The sequence below is a fragment of the Streptomyces sp. NPDC053069 genome (assembly GCF_044546895.1).
Classification (GTDB): Bacteria; Actinomycetota; Actinomycetes; order Streptomycetales; family Streptomycetaceae; genus Streptomyces.
Map to the genome: position 1 here is coordinate 325,324 of NZ_JBITZN010000003.1, position 20,476 is coordinate 345,799.

Annotated in this window: 22 protein-coding genes and 2 tRNA genes; 15 read left to right on the forward strand and 9 right to left on the reverse strand. The window is 72.9% G+C overall.

Translation table 11 applies throughout. The annotated features are described in order from the left end of the window. Positions 1-2 precede the first annotated feature (2 nt). The gene (locus ACIGXP_RS08485; protein ID WP_399765581.1) at positions 3-1,439 is read left to right on the forward strand and encodes an NADase-type glycan-binding domain-containing protein; all 1,437 of its coding nucleotides are present in this window, start codon (positions 3-5) and stop codon (positions 1,437-1,439) included. Positions 1,440-1,511: 72 nt separating this feature from the next. On the opposite strand, the gene ACIGXP_RS08490 is transcribed toward ACIGXP_RS08485, so the two are convergent. Further along, positions 1,512-1,585, reverse strand: a tRNA-Pro gene (locus ACIGXP_RS08490). Positions 1,586-1,701: 116 nt separating this feature from the next. Here ACIGXP_RS08490 and ACIGXP_RS08495 point away from each other — a divergent pair. After that, positions 1,702-2,208: a DUF309 domain-containing protein gene (locus tag ACIGXP_RS08495; RefSeq protein WP_399765584.1), complete on the forward strand. Its 507-nt coding sequence runs from the start codon at positions 1,702-1,704 to the stop codon at positions 2,206-2,208. Between the two features lie 101 nt (positions 2,209-2,309). Then, positions 2,310-3,083 carry a precorrin-6A synthase (deacetylating) gene (cobF, locus tag ACIGXP_RS08500; protein WP_399765587.1) on the forward strand — a complete coding sequence of 258 codons (774 nt, stop codon included), beginning with the start codon at positions 2,310-2,312 and terminating at the stop codon, positions 3,081-3,083. Between the two features lie 19 nt (positions 3,084-3,102). Here cobF and ACIGXP_RS08505 read toward each other — a convergent pair whose 3' ends face one another. Next, on the reverse strand, positions 3,103-3,849 hold the full coding sequence (locus ACIGXP_RS08505; protein ID WP_399765589.1) for a cobalt-precorrin-6A reductase: 747 nt from the start codon (positions 3,847-3,849) through the stop codon (positions 3,103-3,105). 69 nt (positions 3,850-3,918) lie between these two features. Between ACIGXP_RS08505 and ACIGXP_RS08510 the strand changes: the two genes are divergently transcribed. After that, complete coding sequence (locus ACIGXP_RS08510; RefSeq protein WP_399766146.1) at positions 3,919-4,698, forward strand: TIGR01458 family HAD-type hydrolase; 780 nt, start codon at positions 3,919-3,921, stop codon at positions 4,696-4,698. On the opposite strand, the gene ACIGXP_RS08515 is transcribed toward ACIGXP_RS08510, so the two are convergent. The 3 genes from ACIGXP_RS08515 to ACIGXP_RS08525 form a co-directional block, all read right to left on the reverse strand. Continuing rightward, entirely contained in the window at positions 4,687-5,463 is a 777-nt protein-coding gene (locus ACIGXP_RS08515) for a sulfite exporter TauE/SafE family protein (protein WP_399765591.1), read from the reverse strand. The genes ACIGXP_RS08510 and ACIGXP_RS08515 overlap by 12 nt on opposite strands. A gap of 83 nt (positions 5,464-5,546) precedes the next feature. After that, a complete protein-coding gene (locus ACIGXP_RS08520) occupies positions 5,547-7,061 on the reverse strand; it encodes a long-chain fatty acid--CoA ligase (RefSeq protein ID WP_399765594.1) in 1,515 nt (504 codons plus the stop codon). Between the two features lie 104 nt (positions 7,062-7,165). After that, positions 7,166-8,353, reverse strand: a complete 1,188-nt coding sequence (locus ACIGXP_RS08525; RefSeq protein WP_399765597.1) for a thiolase family protein — start codon at positions 8,351-8,353, stop codon at positions 7,166-7,168. Between the two features lie 162 nt (positions 8,354-8,515). On the opposite strand from ACIGXP_RS08525, the gene ACIGXP_RS08530 reads away from it, so the two are divergent. The 4 genes from ACIGXP_RS08530 to ACIGXP_RS08545 all read left to right on the forward strand — a co-directional run bounded on the left by ACIGXP_RS08530 (position 8,516) and on the right by ACIGXP_RS08545 (position 11,001). Beyond that, positions 8,516-9,325 carry a lysophospholipase gene (locus tag ACIGXP_RS08530; RefSeq protein ID WP_399765600.1) on the forward strand — a complete coding sequence of 270 codons (810 nt, stop codon included), beginning with the start codon at positions 8,516-8,518 and terminating at the stop codon, positions 9,323-9,325. 148 nt (positions 9,326-9,473) lie between these two features. Then, positions 9,474-9,965 carry a DNA starvation/stationary phase protection protein gene (locus ACIGXP_RS08535; protein ID WP_363219206.1) on the forward strand — a complete coding sequence of 164 codons (492 nt, stop codon included), beginning with the start codon at positions 9,474-9,476 and terminating at the stop codon, positions 9,963-9,965. Positions 9,966-9,994: 29 nt separating this feature from the next. Next, positions 9,995-10,336, forward strand: a complete 342-nt coding sequence (locus ACIGXP_RS08540; RefSeq protein WP_363219205.1) for a DUF3140 domain-containing protein — start codon at positions 9,995-9,997, stop codon at positions 10,334-10,336. A 17-nt stretch (positions 10,337-10,353) separates the two neighbouring features. After that, the gene (locus ACIGXP_RS08545) at positions 10,354-11,001 is read left to right on the forward strand and encodes an endonuclease (protein WP_363219204.1); all 648 of its coding nucleotides are present in this window, start codon (positions 10,354-10,356) and stop codon (positions 10,999-11,001) included. A 395-nt stretch (positions 11,002-11,396) separates the two neighbouring features. Here the strand turns inward: ACIGXP_RS08545 and ACIGXP_RS08550 are convergent, their stop codons facing one another. After that, positions 11,397-12,251, reverse strand: coding sequence for a Cof-type HAD-IIB family hydrolase (locus ACIGXP_RS08550; protein WP_399765605.1), 855 nt, complete (start codon positions 12,249-12,251; stop codon positions 11,397-11,399). 184 nt (positions 12,252-12,435) lie between these two features. On the opposite strand from ACIGXP_RS08550, the gene ACIGXP_RS08555 reads away from it, so the two are divergent. The 5 genes from ACIGXP_RS08555 to ACIGXP_RS08575 all read left to right on the forward strand — a co-directional run bounded on the left by ACIGXP_RS08555 (position 12,436) and on the right by ACIGXP_RS08575 (position 17,509). Beyond that, complete coding sequence (locus ACIGXP_RS08555; protein WP_399765609.1) at positions 12,436-13,245, forward strand: SAM-dependent methyltransferase; 810 nt, start codon at positions 12,436-12,438, stop codon at positions 13,243-13,245. Positions 13,246-13,297: 52 nt separating this feature from the next. Further along, positions 13,298-14,701, forward strand: a complete 1,404-nt coding sequence (locus ACIGXP_RS08560) for a glutamine synthetase (protein ID WP_399765612.1) — start codon at positions 13,298-13,300, stop codon at positions 14,699-14,701. A gap of 2 nt (positions 14,702-14,703) precedes the next feature. Beyond that, the gene (locus tag ACIGXP_RS08565; protein ID WP_363219200.1) at positions 14,704-15,885 is read left to right on the forward strand and encodes an amidohydrolase family protein; all 1,182 of its coding nucleotides are present in this window, start codon (positions 14,704-14,706) and stop codon (positions 15,883-15,885) included. 7 nt (positions 15,886-15,892) lie between these two features. Beyond that, complete coding sequence (locus tag ACIGXP_RS08570; protein ID WP_363219199.1) at positions 15,893-16,429, forward strand: NUDIX hydrolase family protein; 537 nt, start codon at positions 15,893-15,895, stop codon at positions 16,427-16,429. Between the two features lie 234 nt (positions 16,430-16,663). Further along, positions 16,664-17,509 (forward strand): putative RNA methyltransferase, encoded by an 846-nt coding sequence (locus tag ACIGXP_RS08575; RefSeq protein WP_399765616.1) that lies wholly within the window; start codon positions 16,664-16,666, stop codon positions 17,507-17,509. Positions 17,510-17,636: 127 nt separating this feature from the next. On the opposite strand, the gene ACIGXP_RS08580 is transcribed toward ACIGXP_RS08575, so the two are convergent. Beyond that, positions 17,637-17,710 (reverse strand) — tRNA-Pro (locus tag ACIGXP_RS08580). A gap of 138 nt (positions 17,711-17,848) precedes the next feature. Here ACIGXP_RS08580 and ACIGXP_RS08585 point away from each other — a divergent pair. Together ACIGXP_RS08585 and ACIGXP_RS08590 are read left to right on the forward strand one after the other, a co-directional pair. After that, positions 17,849-18,556 (forward strand): transketolase, encoded by a 708-nt coding sequence (locus ACIGXP_RS08585; RefSeq protein WP_399765619.1) that lies wholly within the window; start codon positions 17,849-17,851, stop codon positions 18,554-18,556. 54 nt (positions 18,557-18,610) lie between these two features. Continuing rightward, complete coding sequence (locus tag ACIGXP_RS08590) at positions 18,611-19,513, forward strand: transketolase family protein (RefSeq protein WP_399765622.1); 903 nt, start codon at positions 18,611-18,613, stop codon at positions 19,511-19,513. A 59-nt stretch (positions 19,514-19,572) separates the two neighbouring features. On the opposite strand, the gene ACIGXP_RS08595 is transcribed toward ACIGXP_RS08590, so the two are convergent. Continuing rightward, positions 19,573-19,932 (reverse strand): MmcQ/YjbR family DNA-binding protein, encoded by a 360-nt coding sequence (locus ACIGXP_RS08595; RefSeq protein ID WP_399765625.1) that lies wholly within the window; start codon positions 19,930-19,932, stop codon positions 19,573-19,575. 30 nt (positions 19,933-19,962) lie between these two features. After that, entirely contained in the window at positions 19,963-20,475 is a 513-nt protein-coding gene (locus ACIGXP_RS08600; protein ID WP_399766149.1) for a GNAT family N-acetyltransferase, read from the reverse strand. Position 20,476: the final 1 nt, after the last annotated feature.

A 20,476-nucleotide genomic window follows, 5' to 3' on the forward strand; every position in this document is an offset into this window, starting at 1 on the left:
TCGTGCGCGCCTGTCCCTCGTGCGGGGCGTCCAACGACCCCACTGACGACTTCTGCGGCAACTGCGGCGCCTACCTGGGCTGGTCGGAGGGCGGCACGCGCACCGCGTCCACGCCGTCGACCGTCCCTGCGCCGGGCGATGCGGCACCGGACACGGCGCCACCGGAGGGCGAAGGACGGACGCCACGTCCTGCTCCGTCTCCGTCCGCGGTCGTCGACGCGGGCGCCGACGGCGACCCCGGCCGCGGCTCGGCCCGGCGCGACGACCCGTCGCCCACGACGAGCACCACGACCGGGACCGGCACCGACTCGGCCGGCCGAAACGGCACCGCAGACCGAACCAGCGGCACCGACACCCGCACCGGCACCGGTGCCGACAGCCGGAACGGCACCGTCGACCGGACCCACGGCCACGACACCGCGGACCGGACCAGCGGCAGCGGCTCCGGCACCGCTGACCGGAGCAGCGGCAGCGGCAGCGGCAGCGGCAGCGGCAGCGGCAGCGGCAGCGGCAGCGGCAGCGGCAGCGGCAGCGGGGACCGTACCGGCCGGGAGGGCGGTGACGGTGTCGGCGGAGGCCGGGGCCGCACGGGCCGCCCCGCCGTACCCGCGCGGCCCCCGGCCCCGGAGGGGGCGCGGCCGGCCGGGGCGCCGCAGCCGGAACCCGTGCTGCCCGTGCGGCCCGCGAAACCCGTCGCGCCGCGTCCCGTCGTACGACCCGTGGCGGAACCGGAGGAGGTGTCGGGGCTGCCGTGCCCGGTGTGCGGTGCGCCCAACCCGTCGGACCGCCGGTTCTGCCGACGCTGCGCCAGTCCGCTGGGCCGGGCGGCGGACCGCGCGCCGCTGCCGTGGTGGCGGACGGTCTGGCCGTTCCGGCGACGGGTACGGGCGGGCTCCGGGCGGGCGGCGCGGCTCCTGGTGACCCTGGCCGTGGTGCTGGCGCTGTGCGCGGCCGGATTCCTCCTGCTGCCGGCCGGCCGCGCCCTGTTCGAGGACACCCGGGACAAACTCGGCGGGGTCAAGGCGGTCACCCCGGCCGCGGTGAAGGCCGGCGCCCAGGTGCCCTCGCATCCGGCGACGAACACCACGGACGGCCTCAGCAACCGCTATTGGGGCGCGCCCGGGGCGGGTGCCTCCGTGACGTACACCTTCGGCACACCGTTCCGGCTGGTCGACCTCATCATCACCAACGGGGCCTCGACGTCACCGCAGGAGTACGCCGGCGAGGCCCGGGCGCTCCGGATGGATCTGGAGGTCACGTCGGCGGACGGTGCGGTGCACCGCAGGGAGCTCACGCTCAGCGACAAGCCGGGCCCGCAGACCTTCCCGACCGGGATCGGCGACGTGGTGCGGGTACGGCTGGTGCTGCGGTCGGTCACGGGGCTCACGGCGCATCGTCATGTCGCGGTCGCGGAGGTGGAGTTCTTCCAGCGCAGCTGACGTTCCCGGGAAATGACCGAGGGGCCGCTCCAGATCTCTCTGAAACGACCCCTGACCTGCGACTTCACAAAGTCGGGACGACAGGATTTGAACCTGCGACCCCTTGACCCCCAGTCAAGTGCGCTACCAAGCTGCGCCACGTCCCGATGCGCTCACTCGCGGTGATCCGCGTGATCGCGCGAACAGAACTTTACCCCACCTCCGGGTGTGGGCCGAAGAGGGCCCGGCAGGACATGGCGGGAGGCGGGGGACAATCGGCCGTATGACGAGTGCGGGTGGATCGGATGCCAGGGACCGGGACGAGGAGGGGCGGGCGCGCAACGCCCGGCCCCGGGACGGGCTCGGTCGCCCGCTGCCCTACGGCGCGGAGGGCGTACCGCGACAGCCGGAGGGGGTTGTGCGGAGGCCGGAGGAGACCGTCGCCCAGGCGCAGGAGCTGCTGGACGCGGGTAAGCCGTTCCACGCGCACGAGGTGTTCGAGGACGCCTGGAAGTCGGGCCCGCAGGAGGAGCGGGCGTTGTGGCGGGGCCTGGCCCAGCTGGCGGTCGGGCTCACCCACGCGGCCCGCGGCAACGCCGTGGGCGGTGCGCGTCTGCTGCGGCGGGGCGCCGGGGCACTCGGGCAGTGGGAGACGACGCAGGGCGAGGACCGGCCGTACGGGATCGATCTCGCCGGGCTCACCCGGTGGGCGCGGGAACTGGCGGCGCGCGTGGAGAGCGGGGGGCGCCCCGTGGACGCGCCGGCCGAGGCACCCCGGCTCCGCTCCTGACGCATGCGCTGATCCACTCCGGACGCGTGTCCTGACGCGGGCCGGCACCGGCGGGCGGAGGCGCCGCACCCGCTGTCCGTGGCATGCGGCAGACTCGGGGCGTGCGAAAGATTCATGTCATCGGTATCGGCGCGGGCGACCCCGACCAGCTGACCCTGCAGGCGGTCAAGGCGCTGCGGAGCACGGACGTGTTCTTCCTGCTCGACAAGGGCGAGGTGAAGAGCGATCTCACCCAGCTCCGCCGGGACATGCTGGAAGCTCATCTGCCCGAGGGGTCGTACCGGGTGGTGGAGGCCCGTGACCCGGAGCGGGACCGCAGGGCGGGCGGGCCGGCGTACTCACCGGCCGTGGAGGACTGGCGCAGCGCGCGGGCCGGGATCTACGAGCGGCTGATCATCGAGGAACTGGGCGAGGACGCCACCGGTGCCTTCCTGGTGTGGGGCGATCCGGCGCTGTACGACAGCACTCTGGGGATTCTGCAGGAGGTGCTGGAGCGGGGCACGGTGGAGTTCGCCTACGACGTCATCCCCGGCATCAGCAGTGTCTCCGCGCTGGTCGCCCGGCATCGCACGGGACTGAACCGGGTGGCCCGTCCGGTGCAGATCACCACCGGGCGGCGGCTGGCCGAGGGCTTCCCCGAGGGCGTGGACGACGTGGTCGTGATGCTGGACGCCCACCAGGCCTTCCGGCGGTACGCCGGGGAGGACATCGACATCTACTGGGGCGCGTACATCGGCACCGCGGACGAGATCCTCGTCTCCGGCCCGATCGGCGAGGCCGGTCCCCGCATCGAGCAGGTGCGGGCCGAGGCGCGCGAGCGCAAGGGCTGGATCATGGACACGTACCTGCTGCGCAGGAACCCCGGCGACGGCTGAGGCCCCGGCTGCCTCGTCGTCACGCCGGGCCGAGGCCCAGCCACTGCAGTGCGCCCGCCACGTCGGGCACCGTCGTGACGCCCCGGGGCAGCGGCGGGCGGTGTACGACGATCACGGGCAGGCCGAGTCGCCGGGCTGCCGTCAGCTTCGCGGCCGTCGCCCGGGCGCCGCTGTCCTTGGTCACGAGGACGTCGATGCGGTGCCCCCGCAGCAGCTCGGTCTCGTCGGCGAGCGTGAACGGGCCGCGGGCCAGGACGACTTCGGTGTCCGGCGGCAGGGGCGGCTCGGGTGGGTCGACCGACCGTACGACGAAGTGCAGGCCGGTCAGGTGGGCGAAGGCCGCGAGGCCCAGGCGTCCGGTGCTGAGGAACACCCTGCGGCCCAGACCCGGCAGCGCCTCGGCGGCCGCGGCCAGGGACGGGACGTCGTGCCAGCGGTCGCCGGGGCCCGGCTGCCAGCCGGGGCGGCGCAGCACCACGGCCGGCACTCCGGTGGCCGCTGCGGCGCGGGCCGCGTGGGCCGTGATGGCCTCGGCGAAGGGGTGGGTGGCGTCGACCAGGGCGTCCACGTGGTGGGCGCGGAGCCAGTCGGCCAGTCCTTGTGCGCCGCCGAAGCCGCCGATCCGTACCTCGCCCGCCAGGGCTCCCGGGCGGGCGACACGGCCCGCCAGGGACGTGGTGACCCGGACGCCGGGCCGGGCGGCGAGGTCGGCGGCGAGGCGGCGGGCCTCGGTGGTGCCGCCGAGGACCAGGACATGCGCGGGCATAGGGGTGAGGGTACGAGGTCGTGCGGGACGCTCCACCGTGCGGGTCGCTACCGTCGAGCCATGCGATCCGTGGAGTCCGTGCGTGCCGTGCTGATCGACATCGACGGTGTCCTCACCGTCTCCTGGAAGCCGCTGCCGGGTGCCGTGGAGGCGCTGCGCGCGATCCGCGCGGCGGGGCTCGGTGTGGCACTGGTGACCAACACGACGTCCCGTACCCGGGCGTCGATCGCCGAGACGCTGTCGGGGTCCGGGTTCGAGGTGAGTGCGCAGGACGTGCTCACGGCGCCCGCCGTCACCGCCGCCCACCTCGCCGAACACTTCCCGGGTGCCCGCTGTGCCCTGCTCAACAGCGGGGACATCGGGGAGGACCTCGGTGACCTCGTCCTCGTCGAGGAGCGTCCGGACGTGGTCGTCCTCGGCGGCGCGGGGGACGGGTTCGACTACCCGGCGCTCAACCGGGCCTTCGGGTATCTCCAGCGGGGCGCCCGGCTGATTGCCATGCACCGCAACCTGTACTGGCGCACCGACGAGGGGCTGCAACTGGACTCGGGCGCGTTCCTGCTCGGGCTGGAGAAGGCCGCTCGGGTGGAGGCCGAGGTCACGGGCAAGCCGTCCGCGGCGTTCTTCGAGACGGCACTGGCCGGGCTCGGGGTGAGCGCGGACCGGGCGCTGATGGTGGGCGACGACATCGAGTCGGACGTGCTCGCTGCGCAGCGGGCCGGGATCACGGGGGTGCTCGTCAGGACGGGCAAGTACCAGCCGGAGGCCCACGAGAACGCGAGCGGGACGCCGGACCACGTGCTGGACTCCTTCGCGGACCTCCCGGCCCTGCTGGGGCTAGCGCAGTAGCAGTTGCACTCCGCCCACGACGGTCGCCGCGATCACGAGTTGTTCGAAGAGTCGCTGGTTGATCCGGTTCACAGCCCACTTGCCGAACAACGCGCCGGGCACGACGAACACCGCGAGTGCGGCGTCGAGGAGCAGCGAACGGCCGTCGATCAGGCCGAGACCGGCGCTGAACGGCACTTTCGAGACGTTCACAATGAGGAAGAAGAACGCCGATGTGCCCAGAAAGCCCAGCTTCCGGAAGCCCGCCGACAGCAGATACAGCGACATCACCGGGCCGCCCGCGTTGGCGACCATCGTGGTGAATCCCCCGAGCACGCCGTACGAGCGGGCCTTGGCGCGCCCCGCCCGGGTGGTCACCGTGTCCGGCGCGTCCCCGGCCCCGCCGTTCTCCCGGCGCCGCCACAGGGTGACACCGGCCATCAGCAGCAGGATCGCACCGATCGAGGTCCGTACGATCCCGTCGTCGGCCCACATCAGGAACAGCGTGCCGGCCACCACACCGGCCGCGACGGCCGGGAACAGCCGCCACAGGGTGGGCCAGTGGGCGTGCCGCCGGTAGGTGAGGACGGCGAGCACGTCCCCGGCGATCAGGACGGGCAGCAGCACGCCGGTGGAGGCGCGGGCCGGCAGGACCGCCGCGAAGATCGCGAGGCTCACCGTGTTGGCCCCGCTCACCGCGGTCTTGGAGAAGCCGACGAGCAGGGCCGCGCAGGCGAGCGCCGCGAACCCCCAGCCGGACATGTGCCAGAGCGTCATCGTGTTCATGCGGGGACCGATGCTATGTCCTGACAACCCTGAGGAGTAAGGACCGTCTCGCCAGGTGATCCCTGCCGCGGTCTCCTCGCCCGCTATGACCGTGGTGCGTACTGCTCCCGGAGTTCCCGCTTGAGCACCTTCATGCTGGGTCCGAGCGGCATCGCGTCCGTGAACTCCACACGCCGCGGGTACTTGTGCCGGCCGAGGTGCTCCTTGGACCACTCGGTGATGGCTGCGGCGTCGGGGCCGGTACCCGGTGCGGGTACGACGACGGCGCAGACCTCCTCGCCGTGCAGCTCGTCGGGCAGGCCGATGACCGCGACCTGGGCGACGCCCGGGTGGCGCAGCAGGACCTCCTCGACCTCCCGCGGGTACACGTTGTAGCCGCCGCGGATGATGACGTCCTTCTTGCGGTCGACGATCCTCAGGAAGCCGTCCTCGTCCTTGGTGCCGAGGTCGCCGGTGCGGAACCAGCCGTCGACCAGGACCTGGGCGGTGGCTTCGGGGCGGCCGAGGTAGCCGGAGAAGACGTTGTGGCCGCGGATGACGACCTCGCCCAGTTCACCGGGCGGCAGCAGCTCGATGCGGTCTTCGGCCTCGGCGCGGGCGATCTCCACGTCGACGCCCCACAGCGGGTGGCCGATGGTGCCGGCCCTGGTGCCGAAGTCGGGCTGGTTGACGGTGGCCGTCGGGGAGGTCTCCGACAGCCCGTACCCCTCGTGGATCTTCGCCCCGAAGGCGGCCTCGAACCGCTCCAGTACGGCGACGGGCAGCGAGGCGCCGCCGGAGACGCACACGCGCAGTTCCGGGAGCGGCCCGGCGTCCCGGGCCGCCGCCGTCAGGGCGACGAACATGGTCGGCACGCCGTGGAAGGTGTTCACGCCCTCCTTCACCATCAGCTCGATGGCGCGGGCCGCGTCGAAGCGGGGCAGGAGCACGAGCGTGGCGCCCGCCCGCCAGGTGGAGTTGAGCGACACCGTCTGGCCGAAGGCGTGGAACAGCGGCAGCGCGCCGAGGGCGATGTCGTCGGCGCGGATGTCGTTGGCGTCGAAGGCGTTGACCGTCGCGTTCATCACGATGTTGAAGTGGCTGAGCACGGCACCCTTCGGGACGCCGGTCGTGCCGCTCGTGTAGAAGATCACCGCCGGGTCGTCGACGGCGCGGGTGACGTACGACGGCAGCGGCTCGGTGCCGTCCGTGAGCCTGTCGAACTCCTCGCCCAGGGTCACGGTCCGGATGCCCAGGGCGTCGGCGGCGGGCCGTGCGGTCTGTGCCTGCGCGGGGTGCACCAGAAGCAGGGTCGCCCCGCTGTCCTTGAGCACGTGCTCGACCTCCCCGGCCGACAGCAGCAGATGCACGGGTACGACGACTCCGCCCGCCGCGGCGATCGCGTAGTAGGCGACCGGGAACTCGGCGGTGTTGGGGGCCATCAGCGCCACCCGGTCACCCGGTCGTACGCCGAGCCCGGTGAGCGCGCCCGCCCGGGCCAGGGCCCTGCGCCACACCTCCGCGAAGGTCAGCCGCAGCTCGCCTTCGACGAGCGCCGTCCTGTCGGGACGGCGCCGGGCGTTCTCGGCGAGGATGGCGGCGACGGACAGGGTTGCCATGGAGTGCTGCTCCGTTTCCTTGCTGCGGCTCGACCGACCGGATCCCCCCTTGGTAAGCGGGCTGGGGGGTGTCGTTTGGATCATCCCGGCGAGAACGCCACCCTCTAGTGCCTCTCGACCAGCACCGCGCTCCCCTGCCCCACCCCCACGCACATGGTCGCCAGCCCCCGCTCGGCGCCCGTGCGCCGCATCCGGTGCAGCAGCGTCGTGAGGATGCGGGCGCCCGAGCAGCCGAGGGGGTGGCCGAGGGCGATGGCGCCGCCGGTCGGATTCACCAGGTCCGGGTCGATGCCGAGCTGTTCGACGCAGGCGAGGGCCTGTGCGGCGAACGCCTCGTTGAACTCGGCCTCCTGCAGGTCGGCGACGTCCCAGCCGGCCCGGGCCAGTACCTTGCGGGTGGCGGGGACGGGGCCGATGCCCATCACATCGGGGTGGACCCCGGCGGAGGCACCCGCGACATAGCGGCCCAGGGACTCCAGACCCAGCTCGTTCAGGGCCTCCTCGCTGACCAGGAGCAGTCCGGCCGCGCCGTCGTTCATCGGCGAGGCGTTGCCCGCCGTGACCGTGCCGCCCGGGCGGAAGACCGGCTTGAGGCGGGCGAGTTTCTCCAGCGAGGTGTCCTCGCGGACGCATTCGTCCTGCTCGACCACGATCCCGTCCGGGCGCTCCACGGGCAGGATTTCGTCGTCGAAGTGGCCGTTCTTGCGTGCGGCGGCGGCGAGTTGGTGGCTGCGCAGGGCGAAGGCGTCCTGCCGCTCGCGCGAGATGCCGTACCGCTCGGCGACCTCCTCGGCGGTCTCGCCCATGGACAGCAGGCCGTGCAGCTCCTTCATCGCGGGGTTGACCAGGCGCCAGCCGAGGCGGGTGTCGTACGTCTCGATGCGCTGGGGCAGGGCCTCGTCGGGGCGGGGCAGCACGAAGGGGGCGCGGCTCATCGACTCGGAGCCGCCCGCGATCACGATGTCGGCCTCGCCGGCGGCGATGGTGCGGGCGGCGGTGGTGACCGCTTCTAGTCCGGAGGCGCACAGCCGGTTGACGGTGGCGCCGGGTACGGAGTCGGGGAGCCCGGCGAGCAGGGCGGCCATGCGGGCGACATTGCGGTTGTCCTCGCCGGCCTGGTTGGCCGCACCCCAGTAGACGTCGTCGATCCGGGCCGGGTCGAGCTCGGGCACCTCGGCCACCAGATGGCGGATCACGCCGGCCGCCAGGTCGTCGGGGCGGACCGAGGAGAGGGCTCCGCGCAGCTTGCCGATGGGGGTGCGGCGGGCGGCCGCGAAGTGGACGGGACGCACGGCTTGGACTCCTGACCTACGACTGATCCACGACGCTGTGGACCAGCGACCACACGGGACACTTAATTAGCACTGCTAGTTTTGGACTATAGACCTCCGACCGGCCCCCTGGGAAGATCCCACCGGACCTTCACCGAGTCGGCGGAGGAGAGCGGAGGAGACATGCCCCACGTCCGCCAGCACACCCTCGACGGCACCCGTGGCCCGGTCGCCGTACGCGAGTGGCCGCACCCCGCACCCCGGTACCTGGCGCTGATCGTGCACGGATACGGCGAGCACGCGGGCCGGTACGACGAACCGGCCGCCGTCCTCACCGGGCACGGGGCGGCCGTGTACGGGCCCGATCACATCGGCCACGGCAGGTCGGCCGGGGAACGGGTGCTGATCGAGGACTTCGAGGACGTGGTCACCGATGTGCACGCGGTGGCGGACCTCGCCCGGGCCGCGCACCCCGGGCTGCCGCTCGTGATGGTCGGCCACTCCATGGGCGGACTGATCGCCGCCCGCTACTCCCAGCGGTACCGGGCCGAACTGAGCGCACTGGTCCTTTCGGGGCCGGTGATCGGCATCTGGGAGCTGCCGGGGCGACTGCTGGCCCTGCCGGAGATCCCGGACACCCCGGTCAGCCCGGCCGCGCTGTCCCGGGACCCGGCCGTCGGCGCCGCCTACGCCGCCGATCCGCTGGTGTGGCACGGGCCGATGAAGCGGCCGACGCTGGAGGCGTTCACCCGGACCCTGGAGGCCGTCGGCCGGGGCGGGAACGTGGGCGACCTGCCGCTGCTGTGGCTGCACGGGGACGACGACCGGCTGGTGCCGCCGTCCGGCAGCCGGATCGGCGTGGAGCGGCTCGCCGGCGGCCGGCTGACGGAGCGGATCTTCGCCGGGGCGCGGCACGAGGTGTTCCACGAGCTCGGAAAGAAGGAGGCCTTCGCGGAGGTGATCCGCTTCCTGGACGCGGCACTCCCCCACTGACCAGGCCTGTTTTACCTCTCAGGGCGCTGGGCACCCGCCCCTTCGGACCCAGGCGACTGAACACAGACGACTGGAAACAGACGACTGGGCACAGACGACTGGGCACAGACGATTCCTGACAGACTTGACGGAAGGGGACGGACGCACCATGGCCGTGGTGAAGAGCACGCTGCCCGAGGAAGCGCTCGGGGTCACCGGGACCGCCCTGCAGGAGACCCTGGTGGACCTGCTCGGGCTGTCGCTGATCGGGAAGCAGGCGCACTGGAACATCGTGGGTCCGCGGTTCCGGTCGATCCACCTCCAGCTCGACGAGGTGGTCGCGACGGCGCGCGCCCACTCCGACACCGTCGCCGAACGCGCCGCCGCGCTGGGCGTGGCCCCGGACGGCCGGCCCGAGACGATCGCCGCGACCTTCGCGCTGCCCGGCACCAAGGACGGCTGGCTGCGCGACACCGAGGTGGTGGAGCTGATGGTGTCCGCGCTGGAGACGGCCGTCGGCCGGCTGCGCGAGCGGATTGCGGCGACGGAGAAGCCCGACCCGGTCACCCAGGACCTGCTGATCTCCGTCACGGCCGACCTGGAGAAGCAGCGCTGGATGTTCCAGGCCGAGAACCACCCGCGCGAGAACGCCCCCAGCTAGACGACGCCCCCGCACGGAAGGGGAAACCCATGGCCGACGCCCTCGAAACCGAAGCGCTGTGGGAGGACTTCCACCGCGTGGTGAACATGACCTCCGCCGAGCTCGCGGCCTGGCTCCGGGTCCGCGACGCCGACGAGGAGGCCGAGCCGCTGCCCGAGGAGGCCGGCACGCCGACCGGGCAGCATGTTCTCGCCATCCTCCAGAAACGCCGCACCGATCTCACCGACGACGACATCCGCGTGATGCACAAGGTCGTCGACACGGTCGGGGACCTCGTGGACATGGCGGACGAGCCGGAGCGGGAGACGGCGGCGGACGACGCCCGCCGGCACCGCCTGATGACCCTGGGCCACGACCCGCTCAAGCCGTAGACCGGGAGGGCCTGGTCATGAACCGCGACGAAAGGGTCCTGCGCGAGCTGGTGTCCGAGTACGGGCAGACGTACGCCGAGGAGGCGGGCATCAAGCTGAAGGACACCCCGCAGCCGCTGTACCGGCTGCTGGTGCTCGCCCTGCTGCTCAGCGCCCGGATCCGCGCCTCGGTCGCGGTGGCCGCCGCGAAGGCCCTGCACGAGGACCACCTGGACAGCCCGCGCCGCATGGCCGACGCCGACTGGCAGCAACGCGTCGACGCGCTCGGCCGCGGCGGCTACCGGCGCTACGACGAGCGCACCGCCACCCAGCTCGGCGACGGTGCCGAGCTGTTGCTGGACCGCTGGGCCGGAGATCTGCGCCGGCTGCACGAGGAGGCGCACGGCGACACCGGCGAACTCAAGCGGCTGCTCCAGGAGGAGCCGGGGATCGGTCCGGCCGGCGCCGACATCTTCCTGCGCGAGGCCCAGCGCATCTGGCCCGAACTCGCGCCCTACATCGACGGCAAGGCGCTCGACGGAGCGCGGCGGCTCGGGCTGCCGAAGGATCCCGAGAAGCTGACGAGACTGGCCAAGGACACCGAACCGGCCACGCTGGCCGCCGCGTTGGTGCGTGCCGCACTCGACAAGGAGGTGGCCGAAGACTGTCTGCGCCGCGCCGGATGATCGTGTCGGACTGCGCCTCGCATCGGGTGGGAGCGAAGGAGCAGCAGAGGGAGCCGTCCGGGCGGCGCGCGCCAACCGGGCGTTCAAGGTGGTGTCGACACTCGTCGACGCGCTGGCGCCGGGCAGTCTGCTGGTGCTGTCGACGATGACGGCCGACTTCGAACCGGAGAACGTCGAGAAGGGCATCGCCGCCTGCGCGGCGGGCGGAGTGACTCTCGTGGCGCGGGGCTCGACCTGCTGGAGCCGGGCGTCGTACCGGTCGACGAGTGGCGCAGGGCCGAGCCCCGGACGGCGCGGGACCGGTCTCCCTGTACGGCGCCGTGGGCCGCACGCCCAGGCGCTGACAAGCCGTGGGCCGCACGCCCAGGCGCTGCTGCCGACCAACAGCCGGGGCGCTACAGGCCCAGCACGCGGGAGACGGTCCGCAGCACCCCGTCGTCGTTGTTGGACGGCGCGAGGTGGCGGGCCCTGCGGACCACCTCCGGATGGGCGTTGGCCATGGCGAACGACCACTCGGCGGCGTCGAGCATCTCCAGGTCGTTGAGGTAGTCGCCGAAGACCATCGTCTGCGCGGGCGTGATGCCGAGGGCCCGCTGCAGGCCGCGCAGCGCGGTGCCCTTGTTGGCGGTGCGGTTCATGACGTCCACCCAGTGCTCGCTGGAGACCACGACCTGGTGGGTGCCGGCGAACCCGGCGAGGGCCGGGGCGGTGGTCTGCTCGGCACGCCCGAAGTCGATCAGCGCGACCTTGATCACCTCGTCGTCGACGGCGGTGACGTCCTCGACGACCTGGTGCGCGACGTAGTACTGGCGGACCTCGGCCAGGAACGCCTCGTCGGTCCGCTCGACGTACGCCGCTCGCTTGCCGCACACCACGGCGCCGACGTCCACACTGTCCGCGACCAGCCGCCTTACCGTACGGGCCACCCCGGCGGCGACAGATCTGTCCATCGTGTCGGAGCTCAGCTCCACGCCGTCGCGGACCACGTACGTGCCGTTCTCGGCGATGAACACCATGCCTTCGGCGACATCCGCGAACTGCCTCGCCAGCGTGGCGTACTGGCGGCCGCTCGCCGGGCTGAACAGCACTCCGCGCCGGCGCAGTTCGGCGAGCATCGGCCACAGCCCGTCAGGGATCCGCCGGGCGTCGTCCAGCAGGGTGCCGTCCATGTCGGTGACGATCAGCCGGATGTCGGCGGGGCCTGCGGGCAGGCCGGGGACGTTCAGGAGGGGCGCGGGCGTGGCGGTCATGTCCTGCTTCCGGTCGGGGACGGCGTACCGGTCCAGTGTTCCTCATGCGCCGAGACGGCCCGTCGGCCGCCCGGAAACGCCTGGAACCGTCTGGAACCGCCCAGGGTGCGCGTTTCCCGGGACAGCGCGATCAACGGGCGGCACAATGACGGCGGAACACCGAGAACCGGAGAAGGGCGGCCACGTGACCGAGAGCCACTCCCCGACGTCCGGGCCGGGGCAGCTGAACACCTCCGTGGCACACAACGCCCGGGTGTGGAACTACTGGCTCGGCGGCAAGGACAACTACGAGATCGACCAGCGGGTCGGTGAGCACGTCGCCGGGATGTTCCCGGTGATCCGGGAGGTGGCCCGGGCGGACCGGGAGTTCCTGGCCAGGGCGGTGCGGTTCCTCGCGGCCGAGCGGGGGACACGGCAGTTCCTGGACGTCGGCACCGGCCTGCCGACCGTCGACAACACCCACGAGATCGCGCAGCGGATCGCTCCCGAGTCCCGGATCGTGTACGTCGACAACGACCCGATCGTGCTCGTGCACGCCCGCTCGCTGCTCACCAGCTCGCCCGAGGGCGCCACGGACTACGTCGACGCCGACGTCCGCGACCCGGACGGCATCCTGCAGCGCGCCGCCGACACCCTGGACCTGTCCCGTCCGGTCGCGTTGATGATGCTCGGCATCCTGAACTTCGTCCTGGACACCGACGAGGCCCGGGACATCGTGCGGCGGCTCATGACGGCACTGCCCCCGGGCAGCCACCTCGTCCTCACCCACCCGACCTACGACGGTGACGTGGGAGGCGAGGGCAACGTGGCCGCAATGGAGTTCTGGAACGCCAACGCCACCCCGCCGATCACCGCCCGCAGCCGCGCGGAGATCGCCGGCTTCCTCCAGGGCCTGGAGCTCGTCGAGCCGGGTCTGGTGCCCTGTTCGCAGTGGCGCGCCGGGGCGGAGGCCGCCGCGGTGCCGCAGTACGGCGCCGTGGCCGTGAAACGCTGACGCCGGCACCGGCGGGCCGGCGCCGAGGACGAGAGATGGCCGAGGAGGACGGATGACCACCCTTGCCGACCCCGTGCCCGGCGGACGGCCGGAGGATCTGCGCCGGGTCGCCGGACTCACCGCGCGCCTCGCCGCGAAGGACGTGCGCGGGATCGTGCTGGCCTACGTGGACACCGCGGGTGTCTGCCGGGTGAAGACGATCCCGGCGGCGCGGCTGGAGGCGGCGGTCTCCTGGGGCGTCGGCATGTCCCCGGTGTTCGACACCTTCCTGGCCGGCGACTCGATCGTCGGCACCGACGTCCTCGGCTCCCCCGACGGTGACCTCCGGCTCTATCCGGACCTGGACCAGCTGGTCGCGCTGGCCGGTCAGCCGGGGTGGGCGTGGGCGCCGGTGGACCGGATCACCCAGGAGGGCGAGCGGCACCCCGGCTGTGCCCGGACGTTTCTGCGCCGGATCGTCGCCGGTGCCGCCGAACGGCACGGCCTCGCCTTCAAGGCGGCGATCGAGGTGGAGTGGACGGTCGGGCTCGGTTCGGCGCCGGCCGGGGAGTTCGTGCCGGCGGTGTCGGGTCCGGCGTACGGCGGGATCCGGCAGGTGGAGCTGAGCGACTGCGCCGCCGATCTGCTGGCCGCGCTGGCCGCGCAGGGTGTGGACGTCGACCAGCTGCATCCCGAGTACGCGGCAGGGCAGTTCGAGGTCTCGGTGGGCGCGCTGGACCCGGTGGCGGCGGCCGACCGGAGCGTGCTGGTACGGCAGACGATCCGGGCGGTCGCCCAGCGGCACGGCCTCAGGGTGTCGTTCTCGCCGGCGGTGTCCGCCGAGGGCGTCGGCAACGGCGGCCATCTGCACCTGTCCTGCTGGCGCGGCGGGGTCAACCTGCACGCGGGCGGGGAGCGCCGGTACGGCATGACACCGGAGGCGGAGTCCTTCGCCGCCGGAATCCTGGCCCGCCTGCCCGCGCTGACGGCCGTCACCGCGCCGAGCCCGGTCAGCTATCTGCGGCTCAGGCCGTCGCAGTGGGCCGGGGTGTTCACCGCCTGGGGCCGGGAGACCCGCGAGGCCGCGCTGCGGATGATCACCGGCACGGCGGGGCGCGGGGCGCAGGACGCCAACCTGGAGGTGAAACCGGTCGATCTGGCCGCCAACCCCTATCTCGCCCTCGGCTGCGTCATCGCCGCCGGCCTGGACGGGATCGACTCGTCCCTCACCCTCCCGGAGGAGATCACCGGCGATCCGGCCCGGTACGGCCCGGACGAGGCGGCGGCCCTCGGCGTACGGCGGCTGCCGCAGTCGCTGCCGCAGGCCGCCCGGGAGTTCCGGGCCGACCAGGTGCTGCGGGCGGCGCTGGGCCCGGTCCTCGCCGACGCGGTGACCGCGGTACGGCTCGGCGAGGCGGCGGCCGTCGAGGGGCTCGACGACGCGCGGGTGGCGGCGGCCTACCGCTGGGTGTACTGACCATGGCCACGCCGGGGCCGGTGCACGAGGCGCTCGCCGAGCTGGAGCTGGTGGACCACCACTGCCACGGCGCGGTGACGGCCGACCTCGCGCCCGGGCAGTTCGCCTCGCTGCTGACCGAGGGCGAGGCCTGGCCCGGTGTCTCGCCCTTCGACACCCCCGTCGGTGTGGCCGTACGCCGCCACTGCGCGCCCCTGCTGGGCCTGCCCCGGCACGCGCCGGCGGCCGACTACGTGGCGCGCCGCTCGGCCCTGGGCTGGCGGGAGGTCAACCGCCGTTTCCTGCGCGCCGCCCGGGCCGGGGCGTTCCTCGTGGACACCGGCTACGCCCCGCACCCGCTCACCTCGCCCGCCGAGCTGGCCGAGGCCGCGGGCGCCGCCGCCCACGAGGTCGTACGCCTGGAACGGCTGGCGGAGGCGGTGGCCGCGCGGGGGGTCGAGCCGGACGCGTTCGCGACCGCCTTCCGTACGGCCGCCGAGGAGGCCGTACGCCGGCCGGGTGTGGTGGCGGTGAAGTCGGTGGCCGCCTACCGCACCGGGTTCGCCCTGGACCCGGCCCGGCCGACGGACAGCGAGGTGACCGGCGCCGCCCGGCGCTGGCTCGCGGGCGGCGGCCGTCTCGCCGACCCGGTCCTGGTACGGCACCTGCTGTGGACCGCCGTGGACCTCGGCCTGCCGCTGCAGCTGCACACCGGCTTCGGGGACGCCGACCTGCGGCTGCACCACGCCGACCCGGCCCTGCTGACCGACTGGCTGCGCCTGGTCTCCGGCACGGTCCCGGTGCTGCTGCTGCACTGCTGGCCGTACCACCGCCAGGCCGCCTACCTGGCCGCGGTGTTCGAGCAGGTGTACCTGGACGTGGGTCTCGCTCTGCACCACACAGGCCCGGCCCGCTGCCGGGCCGTGCTGGAGGAGGCGCTGGAGATCACCCCGTTCCGCAAACTGCTGTACAGCTCCGACGCCTACGGAGTGGCCGAATTCCATCACCTCGGCGCTCTCTGCTTCCGCCAAGGGCTCGCCGATCTGCTCCAAGCGCGCGTCGACGCGGACGAATTGAGCCTGCCCGACGCCCTGCGGATCGCGGCCTGGACCGGCCGCGACAACGCCCGGCGCGTCTACGGACGGCCCGTCGGTGACGACGCCCCGGCCCATGACCCCGGCAAACGCCCCACCCGGAAAGTATGATCAAGCAATGTCTGACATGACTGAGACGACGCCCGGCTGGCTGACTACGGACGAGCTGGAATTGGCCAGGGCCCGGATGCCGATCCTGTACGTCGAGGCCGTACCCGTGCGCGTGGACGACAGCGGCGAAGTCACCAGCATCGGACTGCTGCTGCGGATCGGCCCCGACGGGACGGTCAGCCGGACCCTGGTCTCCGGCCGCGTCCTGCACCACGAGCGGGTCCGCGACGCCCTGCTGCGCCATCTGGAGAAGGACCTCGGCCCGGTCGCACTCCCCCGCGTCCCGGCGTCACTGCAGCCCTTCACCGTCGCGGAGTATTTCCCGACGGCGGGCATCACGCCGTACCACGATCCGCGTCAGCACGCGGTGTCCCTCGCCTACATCGTCCCGGTCTCCGGCGACTGCCGCCCCCGGCAGGACGCGCTGGACCTCGTCTGGTTCAGCCCGCAGGAGGCCGCCTCCCCGGCCGTGCAGAGCGAGATGCCGGGCGGACACGGGGTCCTGCTCAAGCAGGCGCTCGCGCACGTGGGTCTGACGTACTGAGGCCGGCGGCCACCCGACCCGCCTGTCCATCAGGCCGGTCGGACCGCCGTCCTGCGCCCCCTTGACCGTCCGGACCGACGGTCAAGGGGCGCCTGGCTGACGCTCGCTCAGCTCCCGAACTCCCTTGCCCGGACGCGGTGCTGACGGATCCGCACAGGCGGCCCCGGCACACGAGGCGCCTCGCGCATTGCTTAGGCTTGACCTCGGCCGGAACGGCAGCGACACGGGGGAAGTATGCGGAAAGAGGCGGCGCGCTACCTTCGTTGTCCGCACTGTTCCGGCACGGTGACGATGGCCGGGAACACACTGCGGTGCGCCGAGGGACACAGCTTCGACATGGCGAAGCAGGGTTACGTGAACCTGCTGCGCGGGGCCGCCAAGTTCAGCGCGGACACCGCGGAGATGGTCGCGGCCCGCTCGGACTTCCTGGCCGCCGGTCATTACGCGCCGATCGCCGAGTCGCTTGCCGCGCTGGCCCGCGAGACGGCTCCGGCGTCCGGGGACGCCGGCTGTGTGGTCGACATCGGCGGCGGCACGGGCTACTACCACGCGCGGGTGATGTCGGAACTGCCGGACGCCGAGGGCATATTGCTCGACATCTCGAAGTTCGCCGCCCGCCGGGCCGCCCGGGCGCATCCCCGCATCAGCGCGGTCGTGGCCGACGCCTGGGACCGGCTGCCCTTCGGCGACGGGGCCGCATCGGTGGTCCTCAACGTCTTCGCGCCGCGCAACCCGGCCGAACTGCGCCGGATCCTACGACCCGACGGCGTCCTTCTGGTCGTGACGCCGCAGCCCGGTCATCTGCGGGAACTGGTGGACGCCCTCGGGCTGCTGCGGGTGGACGAGCAGAAGGACGCGCGGCTGGCGGACCGGTTCGCGGCGCACTTCACCGAGACGGCCCGGACAGCGACCCGCGGCACCATGACCCTTGACCACCAGACCCTGCCCCAGCTGGTGAGGATGGGCCCGAACGCCTGGCACCAGCTCGACGGGCAGTTGGAGGAACGCATCGCACGGCTGCCCGAGCCCTGCGAGGTGACGCTGACCGTGACACTGACCGCCTACCGTCCGCCGGCCTGAACCACACCGGGCGGCCGGAGCGCGCGGTGCGGGGGCGGGGGCGGGGGCGGGGGCGGGGGCAGCGGAAACGATCAAAGGGCCGCTCCAGATACCTCTGAAGCAGCCCTTGACCTGCGACTTCGCAAAGTCGGGACGACAGGATTTGAACCTGCGACCCCTTGACCCCCAGTCAAGTGCGCTACCAAGCTGCGCCACGTCCCGGTGCCGTTTGACCTGGGGTTTCCCCGGTCGAAACGCGCAGAGAAACAATACCGCACTCGGCTCGGTGGTCGCGCACGGCTTCTCCGGTTGACGGCTGTCGATTGACCTCAAGCTAGGTTGAGGTTGCACGATCACGGCATGACGATCACAGCGGACCACAGCCGCACCTACGGCTATGACGACCTGCCCGGCCTGATGAGTCTCATGACGGGCGACGAGAAGCACGGCCCGGCGGCCACCTCCACGCTCGATGTGCTGTGGGTGCTCTACGACCGGGTGCTCCGGGTCACGCCGGAGCGGCGGGAGGATCCGGGCCGGGACCGGTTCCTGCTGAGCAAGGGGCACGGGCCCATGGCGTACTACGCGGTGCTGGCCGCGCGGGGCTTCGTGCCCGTCGAGTGGCTGCCCGGATTCGGGTCCTACGACTCCCCGCTCGGACACCATCCGGACCGGGTGCTGGTGCCGGGAGCCGAGATCGGCAGCGGGTCGCTCGGGCACGGGCTGCCGATCGCCGTGGGCAGCGCGCTGGGTCTGCGGGCTCAGGGGCTGCACGACCCCGCGGTGTGGGTGCTGATCGGGGACGCCGAGCTCGACGAGGGCAGCAATCACGAGGCGATCGCCTTCGCCGGGCCCGCCGGCCTGGAGCGGCTGCACACCGTGGTGGTCGACAACTCCTCCGCCAGCCACGCCCGCCCCGGCGGCATCGCCGCCCGTTTCGAGGCCGCCGGCTGGTCCGCGGTGACCGTCGACGGCCGCGATCACGAGGCCCTGTACACCGCGTTCACCGCACCGCACCCCGGGCGGCCGCACGTGGTCGTGGCCCGGGTGGAACCGAAGAACGCCTGACTCTGCACCGTAGCCCCCTGACCCTCACCTGCTCTCCCGAAAGGGCACCCCTTCATGGACACCATGCGTGACCGTTTGGCCCCCGTCGTCTCCCGGCTGCTGGACGAGGATCCCCGGGTCGCGGTGGTCCTCGCCGAGATCGGCAAGGACAGCTTCCGCGAGGCCATGGCCCGGCACCCCGACCGGGTGATCAACGTCGGCATCCGCGAGCAGCTCCTGGTCGGGGCGGCGGCGGGACTGGCGCTCACCGGGCTGCGGCCGGTCGTGCACACCTTCGCCAGCTTCCTCGTGGAGCGGCCGTTCGAGCAGGTCAAACTGGATCTGGGACACCAGGACACCGGGGCGGTGCTGGTGAGCGCCGCCGCCTCCTTCGACTGGCCGGCCGGCGGCTTCACGCACATGGCTCCCGGTGATGTGGCACTGCTCGACACGCTGGACGGCTGGACCGTGCATGTGCCCGGGCATCCCGACGAGGCCGAGACGCTGCTGCGCCACGCGGTCGCCGCGGGCGACGACAAGGTGTACGTACGGCTCTCCCTGCAGGCCAACCGGCAGGCCCGGGAGACCGACGGCAAGCACTTCGTGACCGTCCGCGAGGGCCGCTCGGGTGTCGTCGCAGCCGTCGGACCGGTGCTGGACGCCGTCCTCGCCGCCACGGAGGGTCTGGACATGACCGTCCTGTACGCGACGACGGTACGGCCCTTCGACTCGGCGGGGCTGCGCCGCGCGACGGAGCTTGCGGGTACCGACGTCGTGCTGGTCGAGCCGTATCTCGCGGGGACGTCGACGGCCGCGGTGAGCGAGGCGCTCGCCGACGTGCCGCACCGGGTGCTCGGCCTCGGCGTCGGCCGCCGCGAGCTGCGCCGCTACGGCACCATCGAGGAACACGTCGCCGCCCACGGCCTGGACCCGGCGAGCCTTCGGGAGCGGATCAGGCAGTTCGTGCGGGCCGCCTAGCCGCGGCGGTCGCACCCGCACACGGCGGCACCCGGCGACTGCGGCCGGTGCGGGGACGTTCACTCTCCGGGCGGCAGCCCCAACTCAGGGTGGGCGTCGAGGAGTCGGGGCGTGGCGGCCTGCCGCCAGGAGTCGGTGAGGATGTCGCGCAGCTCGTCCTCGTCCTCCAGTGCGGCGAGTCTCGCTCTGACCCAGGCGAACTGGGCCTCGTGGTCGGCGATCCAGAACTTCTCCGGCTCGGCCAGCACCAACTCGTCGCGCTCGACCTTGGGGCAGCGCACGGCGATGGACGTCTCGTCCTCGGGCAGGGTCGCGAACATCTTCCCGGCGACCCGGAACGTGGGCATGCTCCAGGCGATCTTCTCCGTGGTGTCCGGCAGGGACAGGGCGATACGGCGTACGTCTTGTGCGTCCGGCATGCAAGGCACCGTAGCTCCTGCCACTGACAGTCACCCGCCGAGCCGCTTGTAGTAGAGCGTCGTGGGCCGCAACTCGCCCGCCGGGCTCGCCGCGTAGTCGGGGATGGTGCCGGCCCGGGTCCAGCCGGCCGAGCGGTAGAGGTGCTCGGCGGGGCTGCCGGTCTCGGTGTCGAGGTGGAGCAGGGTGATGCCGGCGGCAGCGGCGGTCTCGGCGGTGCCGAGGAGGCGGCGGCCGAGCCCTTGGCCGCGCACGGAGCGGTGCACCATCAGCTTCACCAGTTCCGCGCGGTGGCGGCTGTTCGGCTTGTCGGGGTGGACCAGACTCACGGTGCCGACCGGCCGGCCGGTGTCGTCGAGGGCCGCCCACAGGGCGAGCCGGCCCGCCGCCGTCGCCTCCGCCCGCTCCCGCCACCAGGCGGCGGCGTCCGCGTGCGCGAGCGGGGCGAGGAAGCCGACCGAGGCACCCCCGGCCACGGTGTCGGCCAGCAGCTCCGCCAACTCCTCGGCATGCGCGCGCACGTGTGTGCCGGTCCAGCGCTCCACC